This window comes from Gordonia sp. PS3, assembly GCF_041950545.1.
GTDB lineage: Bacteria > Actinomycetota > Actinomycetes > Mycobacteriales > Mycobacteriaceae > Gordonia > Gordonia sihwensis.
In genome coordinates, this window is sequence record NZ_CP169524.1 from 2,459,918 (window position 1) to 2,483,812 (window position 23,895).

General features: G+C 69.1%; 25 protein-coding genes and 1 tRNA gene. 12 read left to right on the plus strand and 14 right to left on the minus strand.

All coding sequences use genetic code 11. From position 1 onward, the window contains the following. Window positions 1-86 precede the first annotated feature (86 nt). The 4 genes from ACE11G_RS11390 (at window position 87) to ACE11G_RS11405 (ending at window position 2,570) form a co-directional block, all read left to right on the plus strand. Window positions 87-884, plus strand: a complete 798-nt coding sequence (locus ACE11G_RS11390; protein WP_045536681.1) for an LppX_LprAFG lipoprotein — start codon at window positions 87-89, stop codon at window positions 882-884. Window positions 885-912: 28 nt separating this feature from the next. Beyond that, complete coding sequence (locus ACE11G_RS11395; protein ID WP_346077011.1) at window positions 913-1,317, plus strand: DUF4189 domain-containing protein; 405 nt, start codon at window positions 913-915, stop codon at window positions 1,315-1,317. An 81-nt stretch (window positions 1,318-1,398) separates the two neighbouring features. Continuing rightward, window positions 1,399-1,824 carry an HIT family protein gene (locus tag ACE11G_RS11400; protein ID WP_222111403.1) on the plus strand — a complete coding sequence of 142 codons (426 nt, stop codon included), beginning with the start codon at window positions 1,399-1,401 and terminating at the stop codon, window positions 1,822-1,824. Further along, window positions 1,821-2,570: an NAD-dependent deacylase gene (locus ACE11G_RS11405; protein WP_278126887.1), complete on the plus strand. Its 750-nt coding sequence runs from the start codon at window positions 1,821-1,823 to the stop codon at window positions 2,568-2,570. Before ACE11G_RS11400 ends, ACE11G_RS11405 begins: the two co-directional genes overlap by 4 nt. Window positions 2,571-2,930: 360 nt before the next feature. Here the strand turns inward: ACE11G_RS11405 and ACE11G_RS11410 are convergent, their stop codons facing one another. Beyond that, window positions 2,931-4,706, minus strand: coding sequence for a DEAD/DEAH box helicase (locus ACE11G_RS11410; protein ID WP_375002213.1), 1,776 nt, complete (start codon window positions 4,704-4,706; stop codon window positions 2,931-2,933). 141 nt (window positions 4,707-4,847) lie between these two features. On the opposite strand from ACE11G_RS11410, the gene ACE11G_RS11415 reads away from it, so the two are divergent. Further along, entirely contained in the window at window positions 4,848-6,635 is a 1,788-nt protein-coding gene (locus tag ACE11G_RS11415; RefSeq protein WP_006898243.1) for a long-chain fatty acid--CoA ligase, read from the plus strand. Between the two features lie 170 nt (window positions 6,636-6,805). Next, complete coding sequence (locus ACE11G_RS11420) at window positions 6,806-8,038, plus strand: PLP-dependent aspartate aminotransferase family protein (protein WP_045536760.1); 1,233 nt, start codon at window positions 6,806-6,808, stop codon at window positions 8,036-8,038. On the opposite strand, the gene ACE11G_RS11425 is transcribed toward ACE11G_RS11420, so the two are convergent. Next, window positions 8,035-8,556 carry a TetR/AcrR family transcriptional regulator gene (locus tag ACE11G_RS11425; RefSeq protein WP_231875772.1) on the minus strand — a complete coding sequence of 174 codons (522 nt, stop codon included), beginning with the start codon at window positions 8,554-8,556 and terminating at the stop codon, window positions 8,035-8,037. The genes ACE11G_RS11420 and ACE11G_RS11425 overlap by 4 nt on opposite strands. Before the next feature lie 64 nt (window positions 8,557-8,620). Here ACE11G_RS11425 and ACE11G_RS11430 point away from each other — a divergent pair, with 64 nt between their 5' ends. Beyond that, window positions 8,621-9,271, plus strand: coding sequence for a 1-acyl-sn-glycerol-3-phosphate acyltransferase (locus ACE11G_RS11430; RefSeq protein ID WP_006898240.1), 651 nt, complete (start codon window positions 8,621-8,623; stop codon window positions 9,269-9,271). Between the two features lie 3 nt (window positions 9,272-9,274). Next, a complete protein-coding gene (locus ACE11G_RS11435) occupies window positions 9,275-9,889 on the plus strand; it encodes a LysE family translocator (RefSeq protein ID WP_006898239.1) in 615 nt (204 codons plus the stop codon). A gap of 31 nt (window positions 9,890-9,920) precedes the next feature. Here ACE11G_RS11435 and ACE11G_RS11440 read toward each other — a convergent pair whose 3' ends face one another. Next, the gene (locus tag ACE11G_RS11440; protein WP_375002217.1) at window positions 9,921-11,423 is read right to left on the minus strand and encodes a methyltransferase; all 1,503 of its coding nucleotides are present in this window, start codon (window positions 11,421-11,423) and stop codon (window positions 9,921-9,923) included. A 32-nt stretch (window positions 11,424-11,455) separates the two neighbouring features. Here ACE11G_RS11440 and ACE11G_RS11445 point away from each other — a divergent pair. Continuing rightward, a tRNA-Leu gene (locus tag ACE11G_RS11445) sits at window positions 11,456-11,543 on the plus strand. 166 nt (window positions 11,544-11,709) lie between these two features. Further along, window positions 11,710-12,372, plus strand: a complete 663-nt coding sequence (locus tag ACE11G_RS11450) for a phosphatase PAP2 family protein (protein WP_006898236.1) — start codon at window positions 11,710-11,712, stop codon at window positions 12,370-12,372. Between the two features lie 19 nt (window positions 12,373-12,391). On the opposite strand, the gene ACE11G_RS11455 is transcribed toward ACE11G_RS11450, so the two are convergent. Together ACE11G_RS11455 and ACE11G_RS11460 are read right to left on the minus strand one after the other, a co-directional pair. Further along, window positions 12,392-14,149 (minus strand): ABC transporter ATP-binding protein, encoded by a 1,758-nt coding sequence (locus ACE11G_RS11455; protein ID WP_375002220.1) that lies wholly within the window; start codon window positions 14,147-14,149, stop codon window positions 12,392-12,394. Next, complete coding sequence (locus tag ACE11G_RS11460; RefSeq protein WP_375004138.1) at window positions 14,146-16,710, minus strand: ABC transporter ATP-binding protein/permease; 2,565 nt, start codon at window positions 16,708-16,710, stop codon at window positions 14,146-14,148. The genes ACE11G_RS11455 and ACE11G_RS11460 overlap by 4 nt, the downstream gene beginning before the upstream one ends. Before the next feature lie 100 nt (window positions 16,711-16,810). On the opposite strand from ACE11G_RS11460, the gene ACE11G_RS11465 reads away from it, so the two are divergent. Both ACE11G_RS11465 and ACE11G_RS11470 read left to right on the plus strand, forming a co-directional pair. Beyond that, window positions 16,811-17,248 (plus strand): glucitol operon activator, encoded by a 438-nt coding sequence (locus tag ACE11G_RS11465; protein WP_045536734.1) that lies wholly within the window; start codon window positions 16,811-16,813, stop codon window positions 17,246-17,248. 43 nt (window positions 17,249-17,291) lie between these two features. Continuing rightward, the gene (locus ACE11G_RS11470; protein ID WP_039868175.1) at window positions 17,292-17,663 is read left to right on the plus strand and encodes a DUF3817 domain-containing protein; all 372 of its coding nucleotides are present in this window, start codon (window positions 17,292-17,294) and stop codon (window positions 17,661-17,663) included. On the opposite strand, the gene ACE11G_RS11475 is transcribed toward ACE11G_RS11470, so the two are convergent. From ACE11G_RS11475 to clpS, 9 genes are all read right to left on the minus strand, one after another. Further along, window positions 17,657-17,953, minus strand: a complete 297-nt coding sequence (locus tag ACE11G_RS11475) for a DUF2470 domain-containing protein (protein WP_346077649.1) — start codon at window positions 17,951-17,953, stop codon at window positions 17,657-17,659. The two genes, ACE11G_RS11470 and ACE11G_RS11475, sit on opposite strands and share 7 nt — an antisense overlap. Next, window positions 17,950-18,582 (minus strand): RdgB/HAM1 family non-canonical purine NTP pyrophosphatase, encoded by a 633-nt coding sequence (rdgB, locus tag ACE11G_RS11480; RefSeq protein WP_062367955.1) that lies wholly within the window; start codon window positions 18,580-18,582, stop codon window positions 17,950-17,952. Before rdgB ends, ACE11G_RS11475 begins: the two co-directional genes overlap by 4 nt. Further along, a complete protein-coding gene (gene rph, locus ACE11G_RS11485; protein ID WP_006898227.1) occupies window positions 18,579-19,337 on the minus strand; it encodes a ribonuclease PH in 759 nt (252 codons plus the stop codon). The genes rdgB and rph overlap by 4 nt, the downstream gene beginning before the upstream one ends. A 182-nt stretch (window positions 19,338-19,519) precedes the next feature. Next, window positions 19,520-20,296, minus strand: coding sequence for a cyclic nucleotide-degrading phosphodiesterase (locus ACE11G_RS11490; RefSeq protein ID WP_006898226.1), 777 nt, complete (start codon window positions 20,294-20,296; stop codon window positions 19,520-19,522). 105 nt (window positions 20,297-20,401) lie between these two features. Continuing rightward, window positions 20,402-21,205 (minus strand): glutamate racemase, encoded by an 804-nt coding sequence (murI, locus tag ACE11G_RS11495; protein ID WP_062367962.1) that lies wholly within the window; start codon window positions 21,203-21,205, stop codon window positions 20,402-20,404. Beyond that, on the minus strand, window positions 21,202-21,855 hold the full coding sequence (locus ACE11G_RS11500; protein ID WP_375002225.1) for a rhomboid family intramembrane serine protease: 654 nt from the start codon (window positions 21,853-21,855) through the stop codon (window positions 21,202-21,204). Before ACE11G_RS11500 ends, murI begins: the two co-directional genes overlap by 4 nt. Further along, a complete protein-coding gene (locus ACE11G_RS11505) occupies window positions 21,852-22,955 on the minus strand; it encodes a P1 family peptidase (RefSeq protein WP_006898223.1) in 1,104 nt (367 codons plus the stop codon). Before ACE11G_RS11505 ends, ACE11G_RS11500 begins: the two co-directional genes overlap by 4 nt. Further along, window positions 22,949-23,581 (minus strand): DUF2017 domain-containing protein, encoded by a 633-nt coding sequence (locus ACE11G_RS11510; RefSeq protein WP_375004140.1) that lies wholly within the window; start codon window positions 23,579-23,581, stop codon window positions 22,949-22,951. Before ACE11G_RS11510 ends, ACE11G_RS11505 begins: the two co-directional genes overlap by 7 nt. Then, window positions 23,581-23,883: an ATP-dependent Clp protease adapter ClpS gene (gene clpS / locus ACE11G_RS11515; protein WP_081598161.1), complete on the minus strand. Its 303-nt coding sequence runs from the start codon at window positions 23,881-23,883 to the stop codon at window positions 23,581-23,583. Before clpS ends, ACE11G_RS11510 begins: the two co-directional genes overlap by 1 nt. Window positions 23,884-23,895: the final 12 nt, after the last annotated feature.

The window sequence follows — 23,895 nt, forward strand, 5'->3', positions numbered from 1 at the left end:
AGTTCCGTTGCAGGGAAATTCGCGACAGCCGTCCAGATCCGCTGGAGGGGCCTGCTGCGGGGAGAAAATCAGGAGGATCCCACTTCATGAAACGTTCGAAGCGATTCGCGCTTGCCTCGGCGGCAGCCGTCGTCACCGCCGCCGTCGCGCTGACGGGATGCTCCAGCAGCGACAGCGGCGACACCGACTCGACGACCACGTCCGACTCGGCCGCCACCACCTCACTCGATGCGGCCGCCGACACCGCCGCCGCCCTGACCGGTGCGAAGGTCGACATCGAGGTGGAGGGCTCGCTGCAGGGCCTCAACGCCTCCGAGGTCGAGGCGTCCATCGGAACCAAGCCGAAGATGGTCGGCGAAGGCACCGCGACACTCGACATGGGCGGCAAGTCCGTCGAGGCGCCGTTCGTATACGTCGACGACCACATGTACGCCGACGTCGACGACAAGGGGTACATCGACTACGGCAGCGGCCGGTCGATCTACGACGTCTCCAAGATCCTCGACGTCAACGAGGGCGTGCCGCACGTCCTGCGCAGCATTCAGGGAGCGAAGGAGGAGGGCAGCGAGACCGTCGACGGTGTCGAGGCCACCAAGATCACCGGAACCCTCCCGGCCAAGGATCTCGCGGGCCTGACGGGAACCTCACCTCAGGCCAAGGGCCTCGACGGCGACATCCCGGTGACAGTCTGGGTCACCAAGGACGGCAAGAACAACGTCGTGCGCGTCGCCTCCGAACCCGCCAAGGGTGCCTCGATGACCGTCACCCTGAGCGACTGGGGCAAGACCGTCACCGTCACGAAGCCGGCCGACGTCAAGTCGCCGAGTGCCAAGCCGTCTCACGCACCGAAGTCCGGTGAACCGACCCGCAGCCCGGTCGGCTGATCGCCGCCGATCCAGAGAAGAGAAGACCATGAAGACTCGTCCGATCAGCCTGCGCAAGCGCCTGGCCACCGCGGCACTCGTGACCGCCGGTGTCGGTGCGGCGCTCACCGTTCCCGCCGCGATCACGCCGGCCCCGGCCCACGCGGCCAACTACTACGGCGCCATCGCGCTCTCACCCAGCACGGGAGCCACCGGTCGCGCCATCGACTATCCCGACTGGTCGAGCGCGTCCAACGCGGCCCTGTCGTGGTGCGGCTACAGCGACTGCCAGGTGGTGGTGCAGATGCGCAATGCCTGCGGCGCGATCTCCAAAAGCAGTTCGTACTGGGGTTACGCCTGGGGCGCTGACCTCTACACCGCGGAGTCGAATGCCCTGTACTACTCGGGCGGCGGATACATCCACGACTGGGCCTGCACCTCGGGACACCAGTAGCCGAAGCAAGCGCGAGCGCCGGGACACCCTCATCGGAGGTCCCGGCGCTCGTGTCGTTGCGGGCGGTTACGCTCGGGTGCCATGACCGACTGCGTCTTCTGCGGCATCGTCTCCGGCGTCTCCCCCGCCCACGTCGTGTACTCCGACGACGACGTGATCGCCTTCCTCGACCTCTCACCGATCACGCGGGGACACACCCTGGTGGTCCCGCGAAAGCACTCGTCCGGTCTCGCCGATCTCGATCCGGAGATCGGCGGAAAGATGTTCGGCGCGGGTCAGCGGATCGCCGGTGCGATGCGGTCGAGCGCGATCGGCGCCGACGGAGTGAATCTCGCGATGAACGACGGCCGTGCCGCATCCCAGACCGTCTTCCACTCGCACCTGCACGTGGTGCCCAGGCATACGGGCGACAAGCTGACCTTCGCTAAGGGGTTCCTGACGCGTCGTGCCGGCGACTTGGAGTCGACCGCCGCAGTGTTGCGATCGGCGCTGGAGTCGCAGTCGTGACCTGGACTGTCACTCCCGAATCGCTGGCGCAGGCAGCCGCACTGATCGCCGCCGCGGACCATGTCTGCGTCTTCTCCGGCGCGGGGATGTCGGCCGAGAGCGGGATTCCGACCTTCCGCGACGCCCTGACCGGACTGTGGGAGAACTACGATCCCGCCGATCTCGCCACGCCCGAGGCGTGGCGGCGCGACTCCGACCTCGTGTGGGGCTGGTATCGGGACCGCGCGGCGCGTCTTCGCGAGGTGGAGCCGAACGCCGGGCACCACGCGGTGGCCGAGCTCGGCCGGAAGAAGGAGTCCGCGGGCGGTCGTGTCAGCGTCATCACGCAGAATGTCGACGATCTCCACGAGCGAGCTGGGTCGACGGTCGACGCTCATCTGCACGGCAGTCTCAAGGCTCCGCGCTGCGAGGCCTGCCCGCATCGCGCGGATCCGGACGTCGCACTCGAGTCGGTGCGCCCCCGATGCCCCGAGTGCGGCGCGAGTCTGCGCCCCGGCGTCGTGTGGTTCGGCGAATCGCTTCCGAACCTCGACTGGCTGACAGCGTCGCAGACGGTCGTGGCCTGCGATCTGCTGATCATCGTCGGTACCAGCGGTGTGGTCCACCCCGCCGCGGGACTGCCGATGCTCGCCGCGGAGGCGGGCACGCCGATCATCGAGGTGAATCCCGAACCGTCCGCGCTCACCCCTCTGGCGACCCTGTACCTTCCGACGACCGCCGCCGCGACGCTGCCGCTGATCCTCTGACGGCGTCGGGTGTCGCCTCGTTGAACGATTCCCCGACCCCGCTGGTTGAGCGAGCGGAGCAACACCCCGCTGATTGAGCGTCCCCAGCGACATCCCGCTGGTTGAGCGAGCGGAGCGAGTCGAAATCATCCCGCCCCCAACCCGAGAACCTCAGCCGACGATCATCAGCAGCGGCGCGACCAGACCCATTCCCGCGAACCAGCCGGGCTGCTTCTGCTCGAGCGTCTGAGGGGGAAGGCTACTCGCAAAGCCCCATGGGACAGAGCAGCCGCACAAGATTGACCGCTCACGGCCCACACCTGCGAGAACAGGCATCCTGGGCTGTGAGCGGTCAATCTCATGCGGCAGTGCGCCGTGAGCCTAGCGACTGTCGCGACCGCGGCCGGCCACGCGGGCCGGTCGCTTGCCGAACTTGTCGCCGCCCTTGCGGCCGCGGTCTTCGTATCCGCGCGCCGATCCGCGAGCGCCTCCCCGACCGCGCGGCGGACCCATGTCCGGGCGCAGGTCGATCGGATGCTTGCCGATCTTGGTGTGCTTGAGCATCCCGAGCGTCTCGGCGTCGAGATCGTTGGGGAGTTCCACGAGGCTGAAGTCGTCACGGATGCTGATGTTGCCGAAGTCACCGCGAGTGAGGCCGCCCTCGTTGGCGATCGCGCCGACGATCGCGCCCGGCGACACCTTGTGCTTGCGGCCGACGGCGATGCGGTACGTGGCGAAATGACCGCCGCCGCGCGGTGCACGGTCACGCCGGTCCCCGCGATCGCCCCGCTCACCCTTGGGCGGATCGGGAGCCATCAGGAAGCCGCCGTCGCGGGTCTCCAGGGCCAGCGCCGCGGCGATGTCAGCCATCGCGACGTCGTTCTCGCGGGCGTAGTTCTCCACCAGCCCGCGGAACAGATCCAGATTGTCGGAGGCGAGGTTCTCGGTGATCGAATCGGCGAACTTGGCGACACGCTGGGCGTTCACGTCGTCGACGCTCGGCAGATCGATCTCTTCGAGATCCTGCCGGGTGTGACGCTCGATCGACCGCAGCAGATGACGTTCGCGAGGCGAGACGAACAGCAGCGCGGTGCCCGACCGCCCGGCCCGGCCGGTACGCCCGATGCGGTGCACGTACGACTCGACGTCGTGCGGGATGTCGTAGTTCACCACATGCGAGATGCGGTCGACGTCCAGTCCTCGAGCAGCCACATCGGTGGCCACGAGGATGTCGAGCGAACCGTCCTTGAGCTGATTGATGGTGCGCTCACGCTGGGCCTGGACCATGTCGCCGTTGATCGCCATCGCGCTCAGGCCGCGGGCGCGCAGCTTCTCGGCGAGTTCCTCGGTGGCCGACTTGGTCCGGACGAAGACGATCATGCCGTCGAACGGCTCCACTTCGAGCACCCGCGTGAGGGCGTCGAGCTTGCGCTGGTGCGACACCTGCAGGTACTTCTGCGTGATGTTCTGCGCGGTCGCCGTCTTGTTCTTGACGGTGACTTCCTGCGGGTTGTTCAGGTACTTGCGCGCCAGGCGGCCGATAGCGGCCGGCATGGTCGCGGAGAACAGCGCGACCTGCTTCTGATCCGGGGTGTCGGCGAGGATTCGCTCGACGTCCTCGGCGAAGCCCATCGTCAGCATCTCGTCGGCCTCGTCGAGCACGAGGAACTCGAGCTGCGACAGGTCGAGGGTGCCCTTGTCGAGATGATCGATCACGCGGCCCGGCGTGCCGACGATCACCTGGGCTCCGCGGCGCAGGCCGGACAGCTGGATCCCGTAGCTCTGGCCGCCATAGATCGGCAGCACCTTGACCTCGGGAAGGTACGTCGAATAGCTGCCGAAGGCCTCGGCCACCTGCAGCGCCAGTTCGCGCGTGGGCGCGAGCACGAGGGCCTGCGGCTTGCGGGCCGAGGTGTCGAGTCGGGTGAGGATCGGCAGTGCGAAGGCAGCGGTCTTGCCGGTGCCGGTCTGCGCCAGTCCGACGACGTCGCGTCCCTCCATCAACGGAGGGATGGTCGCCGCCTGGATCGGCGACGGCGTCTCGTAGCCGACGTCGTCGAGCGCCTTGAGCACGCCGGGGTCGATGCCGAGGTCACCGAAGGCGGTGGACTTCTCGGCCGCGGGCGCGGTAGAGCTGGTGTTCTCGGATTCGCTCATCGGCGAACATTCGTAGTCATCGGGTGTAGATAATACCCCGCCGACACCCTGTGACGCCCCTCACTGAGATGTGCGGTACGGTTCCATCACTTGGATCGCGTTAGACAGATCAAGCAATTCGTATCACAAGGGGACGTCACCATGCAGGAGTTCACTGCTCCATCCATCACGACAGTTGATGAGAACGCCACCACGATCACTGCTCTGCAGCGCTACCGGAAGGACCGCCCGACTCTGCCGCTGTTCCGCAGGCGCGCGGACTCCGGGCAGTGGATCACCGTCACCGCCGGCGCTTTCGCCGACGACGTCGACGCCGTCGCGAAGGGCCTGATCGCCGCCGGCGTGAGCCGTGGCGACCGCGTCGCGCTACTGTCTTCCACCCGGTTCGAGTGGAGCCTGATCGACTACGCGATCTGGCGCGCGGGTGCCACCACCGTCGCGATCTACGAGACCTCGTCCCCCGACCAGGTGGAGTGGATCCTCACCGATTCGGGCGCATCGATACTGATCGTGGAGACCGCGGCCAACCGGTCGACCCACCAGGAGGTGATCGCGAAGGCGCCCGAGCTTCGCGAGACCTTCGTCATCGACGACGGCGCGATCAACGCGCTCCGCAAGCGCGGCGCCGACCTCCCCGACTCGGTGCTCGACGAGCGGGAATCGCAGGCGCGGGCCTCCGACGCCGCCACGTTGATCTACACCTCCGGGACCACGGGCCGGCCGAAGGGCGTCGTCTTGACGCACGAGAACTTCCTCGCCGAGTGCGCGGCGACCGCCGAGGCCGTCGGCACCGGCCTCGAGGAGGGGAAGTCGACGCTGCTGTTCCTGCCCCTCGCACACGTCTTCGCACGGGTCGTCGCCGTGGGCTGCGTGGAGAACGCCGTGGTACTGGGCCACACCAACGACATTCCGAATCTGATCGCCGACCTGGCCGTATTCAAGCCGAACTACGTGCTGTCGGTCCCGCGCGTCTTCGAGAAGGTGTACAACACCGCCGAGCAGAAGGCGATCGACGGAGGCAAGGGCAAGATCTTCGCGAAGGCCGTCGACACGGCGATCGAGTACAGCCGGGCGGTCGAATCCGGCGACGCGGGCGTCCTGCTCAAGGTGAAGCACGCGGTCTTCGACAAGCTGGTGTACGGAAAGCTGCGCGCCGCGCTCGGCGGCAACTGCGAGGGCGCCATCTCCGGCGGCGCCCCGCTCGGTGAGCGGCTGGGCCATTTCTTCCGCGGCGCCGGGGTGCCCGTGTACGAGGGCTACGGCCTCTCCGAGACCACCGCCGCGGTCACCGCCAACAACGAGGAGCACAGCCGCATCGGTTCGGTGGGGCGTCCGGTGCCCGGCGTCACGGTGAAGATCGCCGACGACGGCGAGATCCTGCTCAAGGGGCCGATGGTCTTCTCCGGCTACTGGCGCAACGAGCAGGCGACGGCCGACGCGATCCGCGACGGTTGGTTCCACACCGGCGACATCGGCCGCCTCGAGGACGGCTACCTGTTCATCACCGGGCGCAAGAAGGAACTGATCGTCACGGCAGGCGGCAAGAACGTCTCGCCCGCCCAGCTGGAGGACACCATCCGGGCGCACCCGCTGGTGAGCCAGTGCCTCGTCGTGGGCGATCAGAAGCCGTTCATCGCCGCACTCGTGACCCTCGATCCCGAAGCGGTCCCCGGATGGCTCGAGCGCAAGGGGCTGCCCGCGTCGACGCCGTTGTCGGAGCTGATCCGGAATCCGGAGCTGCGCGCCGAGATCGACGCGGCGATCGCCGGCGCGAACAAGACCGTGTCCAAGGCCGAGGCCATCAAGAAGTACGAGATCCTCGAGACCGACTTCACGATCGAGACCGGTGAGCTCACGCCCACGCTCAAGCTGAAGCGGAACGTGATCCACCAGTCGTACCAGGAGGCGATCGCCGACCTGTACAGCTGAGCGGCACGTCTCGACGTCGACTCCCGCGGCGGCGCACCGGCATCGATGCCGGTGCGCCGCCGTTCATCGCGGGGACCTGCGCGGACTGCGCGCTTCGCCCGGTCTTACGCTGGCGGTGCCGCAGCGCTGCGGCCGCGAGTGGGCAGGTGCCCGGAACGGAGTACGACGAGATGAACAGGCCCGATAAGTGCGTCCCCGGGTCACTCGGTGAACAGACGCTGAGCGTTCACGGCGGCAATCACGCCTCCGGCACGGGCACCGACGGCGACGGCGCGGCGATTCGCGTGCCGATCATCATGGCGAACTCCTACAACCTGCCGCCCGATCCTTCGACCATGGACTGGTCGAACCCCGAGCACCTCACCTACACCCGCAACACCGGGATCAATCAGATCGCGCTGCAGGACAAGCTCTGCGCGCTCGAGCACGGTGAGGACGCCGTCGTCCTCGCCTCCGGCGTCGCCGGACTGCACGCGGTGTTCTTCGGGCATGTCAACGCGGGCGATCACGTCGTCGTCTCCGACACCACCTACGAGGCGACCTACAAGCTCTGGACGTCGCTGCTGCCTCGCAAGTACGGGATCGAGGCCACGTTCGTCGACATCACCGACCACGACGCCGTGATCGCAGCGATCCGTCCCGAGACCAAACTTATCGCCACGGAGGTGATCGCGAACCCCACCACCAAGGTCGCCGACATCGCCGCGCTGGCGGAGATCGCGGACGCCCGCGGCATCATCCTGATGGTCGACTCCACGTTCACTCCCCCGCCGCTGTACCGCCCGCTCGACGACGGCGCCGGCCTGGTGGTGCATTCGCTCACCAAGTACATCAACGGCCACGGCGACGCGATGGGCGGCGCGGTGATCGGGCGTGCCGATCTCGTGGAACCGATCCGGTCGGAGGCGATGGTGGACGTCGGCGGCGTGATCTCGCCCTTCAACGCCTGGCTCATCATGCGCGGCTCGGTGACACTGCCGCTGCGCCTGCGGCAGCATCAGGAGTCGGCGCTGGAGCTCGCCCGGTTCCTGGAGGCCGACGAGCGCATCGCCTACGTGGCCTATCCCGGTCTGGAGAGCCACCCGCAGCACGAGCTGGCCAAGCGTCAGTTCGGCGCGGGCGATCGCGGCATCGGCGGTTTCGGCGGCATCATGTCGTTCGCACTGAAAGGCGATCCGGACCTGCAGAACCGCTTCGTGAACGACCTGAAGGTCGTGACGTCGGCGGTCTCCGTCGGCCACGACGAGTCGCTGATCGTGCACGTGGGCACCAGCGGACCGCGCGTCGCCGCCTACCCGGAGGGCTTCCGCGAGTACGGGCACCTGCGATTCTCGGTCGGCCTCGAGGACGTTGACGATCTGAAGGCCGACCTCGCGGCCGCCCTCGACTCGGCCGCGGGCTAACCTCGCGCCCGGTCCTCGGCCACTCGCCGCACCACGCTCTCGTCGATCTCGAACCCGAAGGCCTCTGGTGCGCGGGTCGCGGCCAGCACGCACAGACCGTGCACGGCGGCCCAGCACGACACGGCGCGCAGTTCGTCGCCGGTCGCCTCGACCAGGGCCGAGAACCAGCCGCCCGTGGTCTCGCGGAGGCGGCCGCCGGCCGAGTCGAGCAGGTCGTGCCGGAAGATCAGCGTGAACATGCCCGGCCGGGCGCGCGCGAACCGCCAATAGGCGACGGCGCCGTCGCCGATGCCGTTCGCGATGGCGGGTGCGAGAGCGGCGTTGAGATCGGCCACGCCTTCGGCGGCGATCGCCGCCAGCAGACTCTCGAGCGTCGGGAAGTATCGGCGCGGAGCGCCGTGCGAGACGCCTGCCCGGGCGGCCACCGAACGCACGCCCACCGCACCGAATCCCGCGGTGTCGACGAGGTCGACCCCCGCGGCGACCAGCCGTGCGCGCGTACTCGGATCGTCAACCACGTTGACAGTGTCTACGGTCGCCCCCCCACACTGTCCAGTAGACACTGTCTACGAAAGGCCTCCCGTGCTGTATCCGCTCTGCAAACACGTTCTGATCGGCCCCGCACTCCGGCTCTGGGTGCCGATCACCGTCGACGGCGCCGACCGCGTTCCCACCAGTGGCCCGGTCATCGTGGCGGCCAACCACCTGGCGGAGATCGACTCCCTGGTCCTCCCGCTGGCCATACCCCGCCGACTCTCGTTCTTCGCCAAGGCGGAGTACTTCCGGGGTTCCGGAGTCCGCGGCGCGGTCAGTCGTGCGTTCTTCCGCGGAACCGGTCAGATCCCGGTCGACCGGTCGGGCGACGACGCCGCGCTCGAGGCTGCGGCGCAGTTGCTCGCCCGGGGCGGCGCGTGGGGCATCTACCCGGAGGGCACGCGCTCGCCCGACGGGCGTTTGCACCGCGGACACACCGGGATGATGCGAGTCGCGGCGCGAGTCCCGGGCACCGTCATCGTCCCCGTTCTGCTCTCGGGAACACGCGAGGTGAATCCGCCCGGCACCCGGCGGATCGGTCGCGGACCGGTGCGCATCCGCATCGGCGACCCGATGCCGGCCGATGAGTTGCTCGGCGCCTCACACGACGTCCGCGGCGCCACCGACGCCGTCATGGCCGCGATCGCCGCACTCGGCTCCGTCGCCTGCGTCGACGAGTACGCGCGGCCCTACCATTGACGGATGCTGTCGTCTCTCGCGTCGTTCACTCTCGCGTCGACGCTCCTGGTACTGCTGCCCGGCCCCGACTCCCTCGTGGTGATGCGCGGATTGGCCCGCGGCGGCCGGGCCGGCGGGGTCCGGACGTCGCTGGGCGTGATGACCGGACTGCTGGTCTGGATCCTCGCCGCCGTCCTCGGTCTCTCGGCGATTCTGCAGATGAGTGAGATCGGTTACGAGGTGCTCAAGATCGTCGGCGGCTGCTACCTGGTGCTGCTCGGCGTCCAGACACTGCGCTCGATCCGGTCCCTGCGCGGCGGGCCGTCGGTCGATGAGGCGCCGTCGTCGCGCCGGGCGGGCTTCCTCACCGGATTCACGACCGACATCCTCAATCCGAAGATCGGCATCATGTTCATCACGCTGCTGCCGGGCTTCGTTCCGGACGGTGCGCCCGTCGCATGGACGACGCTCGGCTTCGGTCTGGTCTATCTGGCGCTCACCGGCGTCTACTTCGCCGTGCTCATCGTCGCCGCCGACCGGATCGGCGCCTGGATGCGTGCGCCCCGCATTCGGCGCCGCATCGATCTGGTGGCCGGTCTCGCGCTCGTCGGTTTCGGGCTGAGGCTGGCGACGGAGTAGCCGGGGCGTCGTTCCGCTACCAGCCCGACGTTCAGTCGGCCCGGTAGAGGATCCCGCGCCCGATGGCTTCGCGGATCGCCGGCATCGCCGCCGCGGCGAGCGCGTCGGCGTCCACGCCGTGGAAGTCGGCCAGCAGTGAGATCAGCGCGGCCAGCGGCACCTGGCCGCGACAGCCGGCGAGAAGCGACGTCAGCACCTCGTCCACCGGAAGCACCGCTCCCGGACCGCCGGGGCGGGTCACCGAGGCGCTCACCTGCTGCCAGCCGTCGTCGCCGGGGAGCGCCTGGGTCTCCAGAAACACCGGTGAGGTGCTGAGCCGGGAGGCCAGCAGGTCGGCGTCGGAGTTCTCACGCAGGAAGTCGCGCCGCGCCCAGAAGGCCTGCGCTTCGAAGCCGGTGACCTCCTGGCCGGCGGCGGTGATCTCTTCGATCACCACATCGGCCGGACGATCCTCGACGGGTCGGCGGAAGGTGATCGAACCCATGCCGACGGCGACGATCCCCTCGGACTCGAACCAGTCGAGCCACCGCGCACCCCGCTCGGCCGCGTCGACCACCGACTCCCCCGCATCCGAGACCCAGAGCGAGACGTAGCTGATGGGATCGGCCAGTTCCCGCTGGACCACCCAGGCGTCCAGACCGCTCGCCTGCACCCACTCCCGGACCCGGTCGTCCCATGCGTCGAGGTCGCGCACCTCCCAGTTCGCCAGGATCTGCGCGATGCCGCCCGGATTCAGATGTTCGCCGATCCCCTCGATGAGGCTTCGGCTGATGCCGTCTCCGGCCATCCCGGAGTCGCGGTAGATGTAGTCCTGCGCACCGCTGCCGACGACGAACGGCGGATTGGACACGATCAGGTCGAATCTCTCGCCCGCCACCGGCTCGAACAGGCTGCCCTCCCGCAGGTCCCAGTCCAGTCCGTTCAGCCGCGCCGTAGCCGCCGCCAGTGCCAGCGCCCGCGCGTTGGTGTCGGTGGCGACGATCGTCTCGCAGTGCGACGACATGTGCAGCGCCTGCACGCCGCATCCGGTTCCGAGATCGAGCGCCCGCGCGAACGGCGTGCGGATCACCGACTGCGCCAATGACATCGACGCCCCGCCGATGCCGAGCACGTGGTCGTGGGCCACGGCGCCGGGACGCATCGAGGCGTCCTGATCGGCGACCACGAGCCGGTCGGCGTCGTCGCTGCCGTGCGGCCGGATGTCGAGGACGGCGCGAACACCGCCGTCCGCGGGCTCGATCACCTGCTGGTCGACGAGGGCGTCCAGTCCGACGCCGGGCAGTGCGGCGGCGACGTCGTCGGCCGGTTCCGTGGAGCCGAGCAGGAACAGCCGGATCAGAGTCGCGAGCGGCGCGCGGTCGGGGGCCGCGCGCCGCGTCTGACGCAGAGCGGGCCACCACACACCGCTCACCAGCGCTTGGCGCGCCTCCTCGCCGAGGAGGTCGGCGATTCCGTCGGAGGTGTAACCGGCGGCGCGCAGGTCCGCCCCGAGGGCGTCGACGATGTCCGGAGCGTCCAGAGGGTAGCGAATCACCGCACGAGCGTACCGGTACAGTTGCACTGCACGCGCGAGTGGCGGAATTGGCAGACGCGCTGGATTTAGGTTCCAGTACCCACTAGTGGTGTGAGGGTTCAAGTCCCTTCTCGCGCACCAGCGGCCCCGGTCGTTTGCCCCGTCAAGATCAGTAGCTACAGGGCGTACCGAGGGCATATCGCCCTCGGCGCGCCTTGCCACGCCTGATGTCAGCAGCGTCCCGGTCTACGACACTCCCGGGGTACGGGACGAGCGTTCTGCCAACCGCACGAGGCACCATCGAAGGATGACGCATCGCACTTCACCGATCGCCGCCCTCGCGGCCGCGATCCTCGCGTCGCTCGGCATCGCCGCGACGTACGAGCTCCTCGTCGTCTCGTACGCGGGCCAGATGGTCGATCAGGACGTGATGGAACTGATGGGCGCGCGCACCGGGAACGACGCTCCGACGGGCGGTCTGCTCGCCGAGATACAAGTCCCCGTGCTCGCCGGCTGCGGCCTGCTGATCGGCGCGATCTGTCTCGCGCGACGATCCTGGCGGCTCGCCCTGCACGCGAGCCTGCTGATCGGCGCCGTCGTGGTGCTCGCGGTCGTCCTGAAATCCGAGCTGCAACGACCGCCGCTGGACGTCGGCAACGCGCTCAACTCGTTCCCGTCCAACACGGTCGCCGCGTTCGCCGCGGCGGGGATCGCCCTGTGCGCGGTCACGCCCCGCCGTGCGCGGCCGCTCGCGGCGATCGCCGCGACGGCAGGTCTCGGAGTGGTCTCGTTCACCGTCGTCAGCCAGCAATGGCACCGACCGTCGGACGTCATCGGCGGAGCGCTCCTCGCGGTCGCCGTCGCGGCGGTCGTCGATCTGCTGATCCCGGCGTGGAACGCGCGGCCGGCACGCGCTCACACCGAGCACGACGTGCGGGACTGGCAACGGTCGCGAGCGGCTGTGCGGTGAGACCACCCCGGGCGCACCCCTAGACCTGCCAGCCCTCCGCTTCTCGCCACCGCTGCCACAGGTCGGCGAACACCCCGCCGCGCGCGAGCAGGTCGTCCACCGCACCCGAGTCCACCACCCGGCCGTGGTCCAGGACGATCACCGAGTCGGCGAGCGCCACCAGCGCGGGGCGGTGCGTCACCACCACAACCGTCCGCGTCCCGCGGATCCGCCGCAGCGAATCGACCACGGCGCGTTCGGTGATCACGTCGAGTGACGACGTCGCTTCGTCGACCAGCAGCAGTCCGGCGGGCTTCGCCAGCGCGCGGGCGAGCCCGACTCGCTGGCGTTCGCCGCCCGACAAGGTATTGCCGCCGTCGCCGATCCGCGAGTCCCAGCCATCGGGGAGCGAGTCCAGCACGGCGTCGAGTCGAGCGAGATCAGCGATCTCGACGAGATCGGGCTCGGCGCTGGTGACCACGTTCTCGCGCACCGTCCCCGGCCGCAGCGAGGTGGTCTGGAAGACCATCGACGCGTTCTGCAGCCGACCCGCGGCAGTCGTCTCGTCGCCGCCGAAGTCGACTCGTCCGGTGCTGGGTTCGCGGAGCCCGGAGATGACGTCGAGCAACGTCGACTTGCCCGAGCCGGACGCTCCGACCAGCACCGTGATCTCCCCGGCAGGGATGGTCAGCTCCACCCCGTCGAGGGCCCGCGTCCCGTCCGGGTAGGTGTAGCCGACCTCGCTCAGACGGACCGGCACGGGAGCACCGTAGGCTTCGCGGAGCGCGTCGTTCGACGTCGATCGCCGCACTGTGTTCTGTTCGGCAGCCAGATCCTCGACGACCAGGTCGCGCAGCTGTGCCAGCAATCGCTCCACTCCGGCGATCGGGGTGGCCAGCAGCGAGAGCGAACCGGTGGTCTCCACCACTCGCAGCAGGACGACGACCATCGCCGCCGCGGTGACTCCGGAGAGGGTGCCGTCGAGGTAGAGCGCTCCGGTGGTGACGCCGAAGGCCAGTAGAACGAGCTGACCGGCGACGGTGAAGAGCAGGTCGCCGGGGATCTGCCAGGCGAGGAGCCGGAAACCGCGCCGCCGCGAATCCGCGAGCACCTCGTCGACGGTCCCGGTGCCGACCCCCGCGGCGCGCAGCGTGGGCTGTGCCCAGCCGAATTCGAGCATGCGGTCGTCCAGCGCGCGGCCTGCCTCGGCGAACCGATCCTCCGACTTCGCGACGGCCCGGCGTCCGCCGTAGAAGGCGCCCAGCAGGACGATGCCGCCGACGAGAGCGACCACCGCGAGCTGCCACGACACGAACAGCAGGCCGACGGCCAGCATCGGCACCAGCAGGGCCGCATGGATCAGCGGCGAGAAGAGCAGGACGATCGCCGAGACCGACTCCGGGCCGGACTTGGTGACCAGGTCGCGCAGCCGGGACGCACGATCGCCGTGGAGTTCGGCCGGATCGAGCCGGCCGATGGCCGACACACCGGCGCTTTCGGCGGCGTCGATCAAGCCGAATCCGACGCGGAGTCCGGCGCGGGTCGCGAGGATGTCCGCGGTCCAGCCGACCGCGAGCACCGCGACCATCGCCGCCACCCAGACCCACGCGTCCGACGGGGTGTCGCCGAACAACGCGCGCAACAGCGGGATCGACAGCAGCACGGCCGCCGCCTGCAGCGCCGTGGACAGCGTCGTGAGCGCGTAGAAGGCGAGACGGTGCGGCCGCCCTGCGGCGCCGGTGATGACGCGGACGTCGGCGAAGACGGTCGGCAGGATTCGGGTCGAGTCTGAACTCATCGGAGGGCCTCCTGCGCCTGCGCGGTCATCGCCGCGTATCGTCCACCGGCCGCGATCAGTTCCGGGCCGGTCCCCTGCTCCACGATCTGTCCGCCGTCGAAGACGACGATCCGATCGGCGTCGGCGACGGTGTGCAGTCGGTGCGCCACTATGAGCACCGTGCGCCCCGCCAACAGCCTCGACAGGCCTTGCCGCACCTCCCACTCCGAGTCGGGGTCGGCGGCGGCGGTCGCCTCGTCGAGGACCACGAACCGCGGGTCTCCGAGCAGCGCCCGGGCGATCGCGACCCGCTGCCGCTGGCCTCCGGAGAGGCTGTCGCGATCGACCACCGTGTCGTATCCGTCGGGCATTGATTCGATGACGTCGGCGATGTGAGCCGCCCGGGCCGCCTCCGCGATCGCCGCACGATCCGCGTCGGGCATGCCGAGCGCGATGTTGTCGGCGATGGTGCCGCGGATGAGTTGGACGTCCTGCAACACCACGGCGATCCGCTGCCGCAGCTGCACCTCGGGAATGTCGCGCAGGTCGACGCCGTCGAGCAGTACCGCGCCGGCATCCGGGTCCCACAGGCGAGCGACCAGAGCCGCCACGGTGGACTTGCCCGCACCCGACGGTCCGACGAGGGCCGTCGTCCCGCCCGCGGGCAGGTCCAGGTGCAGGTCCCGCACCACTGGCCGACCGGGCGTGTACCCGAAGGTGACGCCGCGCAGTTCCACTCGCGCCGGGCCGCTCGGCTCCGGCCCGGTGCTGCCGTTCTCCGCCTGTTCGAGCTCACCGCTCGACAGCAACAGATCGAGCGAGGTCTTGCCGTTCATCCCCTCGCGCAGTCCGCCGACGGCGTACGACGCGGCGAGCAGCCGGTCGCCGAACGAGGTGCCGAGGATCAGGAAGGGCAGGATCGCGGCCGCGTCCATCTGGTCGGCGGTGATCAGTGCCGTGCCCGCCAGCGCGACCACCACCATCGACGTCGTCGGCCGGTTGAGCTGCAGAATCACCGACTTCGCATCGATCGTGGCGCGCTGCCAGTCCTTCAGGAACTCGGTGAGACGCCGCAGTCGGGCGGGCAGGTCGGTGATCGCGCCGTCGCCGAACACGCGGCTGACCTGCTGCGTGCCGATGTAGCGTTCGGCGTCGCCCGGCAGGGTCGCGTCCCATCGCATCTTCTGTTCCAGGCGGGCTCTGTCGGCAGTCGCCAGGCGTGCCATTGCGACGATGTACCCGAGTACCGGCACCAGCAGCACCAGAGCGAGCACCCAGTTCACCGAGAAGAGGTACCCGAGGATCGCCAGCGGCGTGACGATCGCCGTCACGAGATCGGGCACCGCGTGGGTCACCAGATAGTGCAGCGACGAGATGTCGTCGGCGACCAGCTTCTTGACCTCCGCGCTGCGTCTGCCGAGGAACCATCCGAGCGGCAGTCGGGTGAGTTTGTGGAGCACTCGCCGCCGCAGCGCCGCGGCGTACACCTGGTCGTAGAAGTGCAGCACGGTGATCAGCACCGCGCTGCCGGCGGCGCCCGCCACCAGAACGATCAGTGCCGTGACCGCGACGTCGATCAGCTCGTGGCGGTCGGCCCCCTCCACCAGCAAGCGCGCCAGCTCCGCGAAGAGCACCAGAGGAACCACCGCGAGCACCGCGAGCACGAGCGCGAACAGACCGGCGACGATCAGCGCGGGAAGGGCGGGTTTGAGGACGGGCTCGGCGGGCGCTGCGGCCTTCGGGGCGCGGGGCGGGGTCAGAGCCGCCTCCGCGACATCGTCCGTCGCCGTCTCGGAGGCGGTCGACACGGCGGTGTCCTCAGTCGCCGTGTCGACCTGTTTTCCCATCGCACGTCCGGCCATCCAGTAGGCCTGGGTGTGCATGGTGGCCTTGTTCTGCTCGTGGTTCAGGGCGAGCGCGCCCTTGGCCAGTCGCGTCGCCTTGCTCTCGGCCGTGACCCACGTGTGCCATCCGCGATAGTCGTCCTCGCCGATCGCCTCGGTCAGCGCCCGGCGGTCCGGACTGGTGGGCACCCAGTCGACGGTGAGGCCCGGATGCTCGGGCAGCGGCAGGTCGCGGTCGTCGTCGTTCTCGTGCTCGATGACCGCCCGGATCGGGATGTCATCGCCGATCTCCTCGATCAGCCGCACGATGGCCGGCCATGCCGCCACGTCTCCCATCAGCAGGTATCCGCGCGGACGCTCGCGGTCCGCAGCGATGTCGTAGCCGTCGCCGCCGAGCCGTGTCATCAGCAGTTCATCGCCCACGACGGCATTGCGCGCCCAGGTGGACGCGGGTCCGGCCGGATCGTGGACGAGGAAGCAGATCGCGAACGTCCCCGCCGCCGGGTCCGGATCCAGCAACGTGTATCCGCGTTGATGGAACTTGGCCGCGTTGTTCACATCCGGGAACCAAGCACGGATCCAGGCGGCCGGCTTCTCGCCGCCCGCGTGCAGGATCTCGCCGCACTGGAACTCGATGCGAACGACGTGTTCGGTCATCCACCGCACACCGGTGACCGTCGCCGGATGATTCTTCGCTCCGAGAGCGCGCAGCACCGCTCCCTGGAAGCCCTTGCCCATGTCCACCCCATCGTCAACCACTCGAACCTAAGATTAGGCTTGGCTAATTAGTAGCAGACTGGTGGCAGAACGCACAGTGAGGGCGGCCGCACCGGGCCCGATGCACGGCAGCCGACCAGGTACCTTCGATACTGTGAAGTCCTCTCTGCCGTCGCCCGCCAAACGACGTCACCGCCCCGCACTGATCGCGCTGGTGGCGGTCGCGGCATGCGCTTGCCTGGCGCTCGCCTGGTGGCAGTGGGGCCGCTACGAATCGTCGACGGGCACCGGCCAGAACCTGGGATACGCCCTGCAGTGGCCGGCCTTCGCGGTGGCCGTCGTGTACGCCTATCGCCGCTTCGTCGTGATGGAAGCCGATCCGGACGCTGAACACCGCGACCGCGCCGAGCCGACCGAGATACCCGAGGGGGTCCTTCCCGAGCGGCCCACGCGACACGACCCGTCGGTCGCGGCCATCCTCGACGCCGCCCCGGACGACGACCTGGCCGAGTACAACAGATACCTCGCCGAACTCGACAGACACCCGACGCACGACTGACGCATCAGCTGAAATCTCCGCGCGACCGATGAAGGACCACGACGTGACCGAATCCGCCAAGACCGCCGACGACGCCCCGGACGGGACTGTGACTGCGACCATCCCCCAGATCCGCAGCGCGCTGCTGCGCTACCGCGTTCTGGCCTGGGTCACCGGCGTGTGGCTGCTCGCCCTGTGCGCCGAGATGATCGCAAAGTTCGGCTTCGGAGTCGAGGGCTTCGGCTGGGTCGGCGTCGCTCACGGCTGGATCTACTTCATCTACCTGATCTGCACCGTCGACCTGTCGATCAAGGTCCGGTGGCCGCTGCCGAAGCTGGTGGCGACCGCGATCGCGGGCACCATCCCGTTCCTGTCCTTCTGGTTCGAGCACATTCGCACTCGCGATGTTAAGGAGCAGTTCAAGCTCGATCAGTGATCGTCTAGCTCGATCCCCAGGCGCTCGGCACCGGCCTTGTAGAGGGCGACCACCTCGCGACGGATGGACGCTCGGTCGGTGAGCTCGTTCGGCCACGGCACGCGGACGGGACGGTCCGCTCCGTCGACGGTCGCCGTCCACTTCCCCGCAACCGAGTCGAAGCCCGTCATCACCGCGGCGGTGGCGTCGGGTTCGGCGAACGCTCGCACAATGACGAGATTGTCGGTCGCATGGTCGTCGTTCATATGCCGGAGCACAGCGGTCACGACCGCGTCGTCGAATACGATCATCGGTCTCCTCCGCCCGCGCCGGCGAGGGCCCGGAGTGCCGGGACCAACTGCGCCAGCGCCTTGCCACGGTGGCTCAGCGCGTCCTTCTCCGCGGGCGGCAGCTCCGCGGAGGTGCGCCCGGCGGCCACCTCGTCATCGGGAATGAACAACGGGTCGTAACCGAAGCCGTTCGCGCCGCGCTCGTCACGCAGGATGGTGCCGCGCCACTCTCCGCGGACCACGGTCTCGGCGCCCGTCGGCAGCACCAGCGCACACACCGAGACGAACGCCGCACCGCGTCGTTCGTCCGGTACGTCGGCGAGCTGGGCCAGCAGCAGGCGATTGTTGGCGGCGTCGCCGGCGCCACCGCTCCACCGTGCCGACAGGACTCCCGGCATGCCGTTGAGCGCGTCGACGGCGAGGCCGGAATCGTCGGCCAGCGATGGCAGTCCGGTTGCGGCGACGGCCGCGCGAGCCTTGAGCAGCGCATTGTCCTCGAACGTCGCACCGTCTTCCACCGGTTCCGGATAGCGCGTGACATCACCCAGCCCGAGCACCTCGAGCCCGGTGATGCCCGCCGCTTCGACGACGCGTCGCAGCTCGGCCAGCTTCTTGGCGTTGTTCGACGCCAGCAGGACCGTCCCGGTCACTGCCCGCTGCCCGGGAGCGATCCGGGGTACGGCTGCGACAGCACTTCGCGCTGCGCGGCGACGATGTTCTCAATGCCGGCGCAGGCCACGTCCAGCATCTTGTCGAGCGTTCCGCGCGCGAAGGTCGCGCCCTCGCCTGTCCCCTGCACTTCCACGAGGGTGCCCGCGTCGGTGGCGACCACATTCATGTCGACCTCGGCACGCGAGTCCTCGTCGTACGGCAGGTCGAGGCGGACGCGGCCGTCCACCACACCGACGCTCACCGCCGCGATGATGCACGACAGCGGCTGCGGGTCGGCCAGCTTGCCCGCCGCGCCGAGGTAGGTGACGGCGTCCGCGAGCGCGACGTAGGCGCCGGTGATGGCCGCCGTCCGCGTTCCGCCGTCGGCCTGCAGGACGTCGCAGTCGATGGCGATCGTGTTCTCACCCAGCGCCGCCAGATCGATGCACGCGCGGAGCGAACGTCCGATCAAGCGGCTGATCTCGTGCGTGCGTCCGCCGATCTTGCCGCGCACCGACTCACGCTTCGAGCGCTCGTGGGTCGCGGCGGGAAGCATCGAGTATTCGGCGGTGAGCCAGCCGAGCCCCGATCCGCGCCGCCACGACGGCACGCCCTCGGTGACGCTGGCGGTGCACATGACGCGGGTGTTGCCGAATTCGACCAGCACCGAACCGGCCGGATGAGAGGTGAAACCGCGGGTGAACTTGATGGGCCGGAGTTCGTCGTCTGCCCGGCCGTCTGCTCGTGAAGTCACGCCCCGACCTTACTGGACAGGCCGACATATCCGCCGACGAGGCGGTGCCGGGCAGCGCGCAGCACATCCGCGCAACTCCGCGACGAACGCGCGGGCTGGGAGCGCGCGTCCGTCGTCGAACTGCGCGGATACAAGAACGGGCAGACCGGAAGCGACCGTCGCGGCTCAACCAGCGAGGCGACCTAGGCGACCGGCTTACGGACCTCGATGACCTGACCCTGGTGGACGAGTTGCAGCGGTCCCGCATACTCGCCCGACGCCTCGTCGAGGATGGCGGCGGAGTCGGCCCACGGGACCACGTGAGTCAGGGCGAGCGAGCGGACCGATGCGCGGGCGGCCACCTGTCCGGCTTCGACCCCGGAGAGATGCAGCCCCTCGGGCCGGACGCCGGGCTCGTGCGTCCACGACGCCTCGCACAGGAACAGGTCGGCGTCGCGCGCGAGATCGACCACCTCCTCGCACACGCCGGTGTCGCCGCTGTAGGCGAGCACCTCGCCGTCGGGGCCGACGATCCGCAACCCGAAGGTGCTCGGCGGATGGTTCACCTTGTACGGCTCGATGTGGAGGCCGTGGATCTCGACGGCTTCGCGGTCGACCCACTCGCGCACGTCGTAGGTGTCCGACAGGTCGTCCACCTCGCCCGGGTACTCCGACGCCCCGGCACCGACGCGCAGCGCCGTGCCCTCCGGCCCGTACAGGAGGGAACGTTCGGTGGCCGGAGTCGGCGCCCACCGACGCCACACCAGCATTGCGGGCAGATCCATGCAGTGGTCTGCATGCAGATGACTGAGCAGGACGGCGACCTGGTTCGGATCCGCGTGTTGCTGCAGTTCACCGAAGACACCGTGTCCGCAATCGATCAAGACCGGCGGGTGTCCGTCGGCCTGAACCAGGTATCCGGAGCACGGTGCACCAGGGCCGTTCACACTCCCTGAACACCCGAGCACCGTCAAACGCATGGGACACACTCTGCCATGCCGCTCCGGAAATCCGGCATCAATCCGCCCTCCTGTGACCGGTGAGTTGGCACTGCATCGACCGTGCCGAACGCCACACGGGAGTGGTCAGAAATGCTCTACGTGGCCCACCGAAGGTCCCAAGAACCGGGTCGAGAGCTTGCGGAACGAGTCCGGATCGCCGGTCGCGGAGAAATGACGCCGGGCCACGCGATTCGAGTGCGGATGCAGGGCGTCGCGCTCGGTCAGGACGCGGACAGTGTCCTTCGCCGTCTCCTCGGCGCTCGACACGAGCGTCACCTGATCGCCCATCACCAACTGCACCACACCCGACAGCAGCGGATAGTGGGTGCACCCCAGGACCAGAGTGTCGACGCCGGCCTCCTGCAGCGGCTCGAGGTAGCCCTCGGCAAGACCCAGGATCTGGCGTCCGCTGGTGATCCCCCGCTCCACGAAGTCGACGAACCTCGGGCAGGCGACGGCCGTGATCTCCACATCGCGTGCCGCGGCGAACGAGTCCTGATACGCGCGCGACGCGATGGTCGCCTCCGTGCCGATGACGCCGATCCGACCGGTCTTGGTCGCGACCACCGCGCGACGCACGGCGGGCAGGATCACCTCGATGACGGGAAGCGGGGCATAGCGTTCACGCGCATCGCGCAGACAGGCCGCCGACGCGGTGTTGCAGGCGATGACGATCGCCTTGACCCCACGGTGCACCAATTCGTCACCGATGGCCAGCGCATGCCTGCGGATCTCCGGAATGGTCAACGGCCCGTACGGCCCGTTCGCGGTGTCGCCGATGTAGATGACATCCTCATCGGGCAGCTGATCGATGATCGCGCGCGCGACGGTGAGCCCGCCGACGCCCGAGTCGAAGATGCCGATGGGACCGGTTTGCAGCTCGGTTATCGGGGGCCTCCCTTGAGTTCTGGTCGTCGGGGCTCGGAGCTGCCCGGATCGCGTCGGTCGCTGAGCATCCACGCCGCCAGCACGCCGCCGACGGCGCCGAACAGGTGTCCCTGCCACGACACTCCACCTCCGTGCGGCAGCACGCCCCACAGGATCCCACCGTAGACCGCCAACAGGACCACCCCGCCGAGCACCTGCCAAACGTCGCGGTTGAAGAGACCGCGGACCAGCAGATACGCCAGCCACCCGAAGACGATCCCCGATGCGCCGATCGTCACCGAGCCGGTCGGGGCGGTGAGCCACACTCCCAGACCGCTGATGACCCATACGATCGCCGTCACCCACAGGAAGCGTCCCGACATCAGCAGCAGGAAGCCGAGCACCACGCCCGGGATCAGGTTGCCGATCAGGTGAGCGAAGTCCGAGTGCAGCAGCGGCGCCCAGATGATCCCGTCGAGTCCGGACAGCCGTCGCGGCACGATGCCGTACTCGTCGAGGTCCCCACCGGTCGCCATGTCGATCGCCTCGACCACCAGCAGCACGACGGCGATGACGCCCATCGTGATGCCCGACCGCTCCCACTTGGGCATCGGCGACCGACGCGGCTTCGGGAGACGAGGGTCGGACGGCGACGCGATCCCGCCGCTCATGCGTCGCCGAAGGCGGAGAACAGCACGTCGCGGTATGCCGGAATCCCGGCGACGCCGGTCGCGGCGACCACCGCCGAGACGATCGCCCGCTGCACCACCGTCGCCGATGCGTCGGCCAGTGCCGCGACGATCGCGGTGTCCGGGTCCATCCCCGGCGGAACGTCGACAGCGGTGTCCGGATCGGCGGCCTTCTCGCCGGTGGCGACGGCGAACAGGGTGTCGCCGTCGAGCGGTGAATGCGCGGGACGGACCGCCCGCGCGAGTCCGTCGTGACCGGACATCGCCAGACGCCGGGTGCTCGCCACCGACAGCGTGGCATCCGTCGCGACCACCCCGATCGTCGTGTTCAGTACCGTGCCCTTTGCGGTGAGCTCGGCGAGCCTCTTGATCTCGAGTTGCTTCGGCGCGCGCAGACGGTGCAGTTCGAGGTCGTCGGCACCCCACGGCAGCCCTGTCGACGGATCGACGACACCGCCGACCGGATTGGCCACGACGAGAGCGCCGATCGTCAATCCGCGAGCCGGACCGTCGGAGAACGTGATCGACGCGGTGCCCACGCCGCCCTTGAGTGCGCCGGCGCGCGCCCCGGTCCCGGCCCCGACCGATCCGATCGCGAAATCGGTCCTGGCGTCGGCGAGCGCCCGCGCACCGAACTCGGCGGTCGGACGGTTCTCCCACCGGCCGACCGGGAGGTCGAAGATGACCGCGGCCGGCACGATGGGCACCACGTGCCCCTGACCGTCCATCGGCAGTCCGACGCCGGCCTCCTCGAGTCCCCGCATCACCCCGTCGGCCGCGGCAAGACCATAGGCACTGCCACCGGAGAGCACGATCGCGTCGGCGCCGCGGACCGTGTTGACCGGATCGAGCAGGTCGGTCTCGCGCGTCCCAGGACCGCCGCCGCGCACGTCCACCGCCGTCGCGCACCCGCGCGGCAGGGTGATGACCGTGGTCCCGGTCGCCCACCCGCTGCCGGGTTCAGCGACACTTGCGAGCACCACCTCGTCGTCGAGTCGGTGGTGATGGCCCACCGCGATTCCGGCGACATCCGTGATCCGGTTGCCCGGGCGCGACACAGACGACTTCGGCTCGGTCACCATCCGTCGTGCCCGCACTCCCCTTGCGACGGGTCCTCCGGCTGCGTCCACTCCGCCGACATCAGTGCTTCGACCAGCAGCCCCTGCACCACCGACAGCCAGTCGTAGACGTCCTGGTGTGCGGCGTGCGGATGGTCGGGCGGCAGCTTCGAGGGCTCATCGGTGATCCCGAGCATCGCGCCCAGTGCCAGTCGGATGTCGGTGAGCGCCGTCAGCCAGCGGTCGGCCTGGGACTCGGTCAGCGAGACGTCCCCGCCGCCGCTCGGCAGTGTTTCGAGAACTGTGCGTGCCGCGGCGAGTTTCGCGTCGATGATCTGCGGTTCGTTGACGCTGCGCAGTCCCCCGTTGAGGTCCGCGGCGATCGGTCCGGCCGCGAGTTCCGGCTCCTGGTCGGGTCGATGGAAATCGGGCAGCAGCCGTCCCAGCGTGACATCGTCCGGTGCGCGAGTGTGCCCCGTCTGGATCCCCGTCAGCTCCGACAGTTCGTCGCGCGGAGCCGACTCGGCGCGTTCGTTGAGCAGATCGGTGATGGACTCGACCATCGACGCCAGCAGTTGGCATTCGTAGTTCTCGAGGTTGGAGCAGATGCGGACGTCCTCGCCCGCACCGGTTCTGCGCCAGGTCCGCATCAGGAGTCGTGCTGCATGGTCGCCCACAGGCCGGCCGCATGCAGTTTGCGGACGTCGGCCTCCACCTTCACGCGGTCGCCGCTGGAGACCACGGCCTTCCCCTCGGTGTGCACCTGCATCATCAGCGCCTTGGCCTTCTCCTCCGAATAACCGAAGATCCGCTGAAAGACATAAGCGACGTAGTTCATGAGATTGACCGGGTCGTCCCACACCAGCGTCACCCAGGGGCGGTCGTGAGTCACCTCTGGTTCTGCCACCGCGGTACCGGTGCTCGTACCTGGTGTCGCCTCATCGCGCGCCATGAGTAATAGGGT

Bases quoted from the DNA above. Each gene is read 5' to 3' on its own strand.
- ACE11G_RS11390 (WP_045536681.1), top strand. From the start codon at position 87: ATGAAACGTTCGAAGCGATTCGCGCTTGCCTCGGCGGCAGCCGTCGTC.
- ACE11G_RS11395 (WP_346077011.1), top strand. From the start codon at position 913: ATGAAGACTCGTCCGATCAGCCTGCGCAAGCGCCTGGCCACCGCGGCA.
- ACE11G_RS11400 (WP_222111403.1), top strand. From the start codon at position 1,399: ATGACCGACTGCGTCTTCTGCGGCATCGTCTCCGGCGTCTCCCCCGCC.
- ACE11G_RS11410 (WP_375002213.1), bottom strand. From the start codon at position 4,706: ATGAGCGAATCCGAGAACACCAGCTCTACCGCGCCCGCGGCCGAGAAG.
- ACE11G_RS11415 (WP_006898243.1), top strand. From the start codon at position 4,848: ATGCAGGAGTTCACTGCTCCATCCATCACGACAGTTGATGAGAACGCC.
- ACE11G_RS11420 (WP_045536760.1), top strand. From the start codon at position 6,806: ATGAACAGGCCCGATAAGTGCGTCCCCGGGTCACTCGGTGAACAGACG.
- ACE11G_RS11435 (WP_006898239.1), top strand. From the start codon at position 9,275: ATGCTGTCGTCTCTCGCGTCGTTCACTCTCGCGTCGACGCTCCTGGTA.
- ACE11G_RS11450 (WP_006898236.1), top strand. From the start codon at position 11,710: ATGACGCATCGCACTTCACCGATCGCCGCCCTCGCGGCCGCGATCCTC.
- ACE11G_RS11455 (WP_375002220.1), bottom strand. From the start codon at position 14,149: ATGAGTTCAGACTCGACCCGAATCCTGCCGACCGTCTTCGCCGACGTC.
- ACE11G_RS11460 (WP_375004138.1), bottom strand. From the start codon at position 16,710: ATGGGCAAGGGCTTCCAGGGAGCGGTGCTGCGCGCTCTCGGAGCGAAG.
- ACE11G_RS11465 (WP_045536734.1), top strand. From the start codon at position 16,811: ATGCACGGCAGCCGACCAGGTACCTTCGATACTGTGAAGTCCTCTCTG.
- ACE11G_RS11475 (WP_346077649.1), bottom strand. From the start codon at position 17,953: ATGATCGTATTCGACGACGCGGTCGTGACCGCTGTGCTCCGGCATATG.
- ACE11G_RS11490 (WP_006898226.1), bottom strand. From the start codon at position 20,296: ATGCGTTTGACGGTGCTCGGGTGTTCAGGGAGTGTGAACGGCCCTGGT.
- ACE11G_RS11500 (WP_375002225.1), bottom strand. From the start codon at position 21,855: ATGAGCGGCGGGATCGCGTCGCCGTCCGACCCTCGTCTCCCGAAGCCG.
- ACE11G_RS11505 (WP_006898223.1), bottom strand. From the start codon at position 22,955: ATGGTGACCGAGCCGAAGTCGTCTGTGTCGCGCCCGGGCAACCGGATC.
- ACE11G_RS11510 (WP_375004140.1), bottom strand. From the start codon at position 23,581: ATGCGGACCTGGCGCAGAACCGGTGCGGGCGAGGACGTCCGCATCTGC.
- clpS (WP_081598161.1), bottom strand. From the start codon at position 23,883: ATGGCGCGCGATGAGGCGACACCAGGTACGAGCACCGGTACCGCGGTG.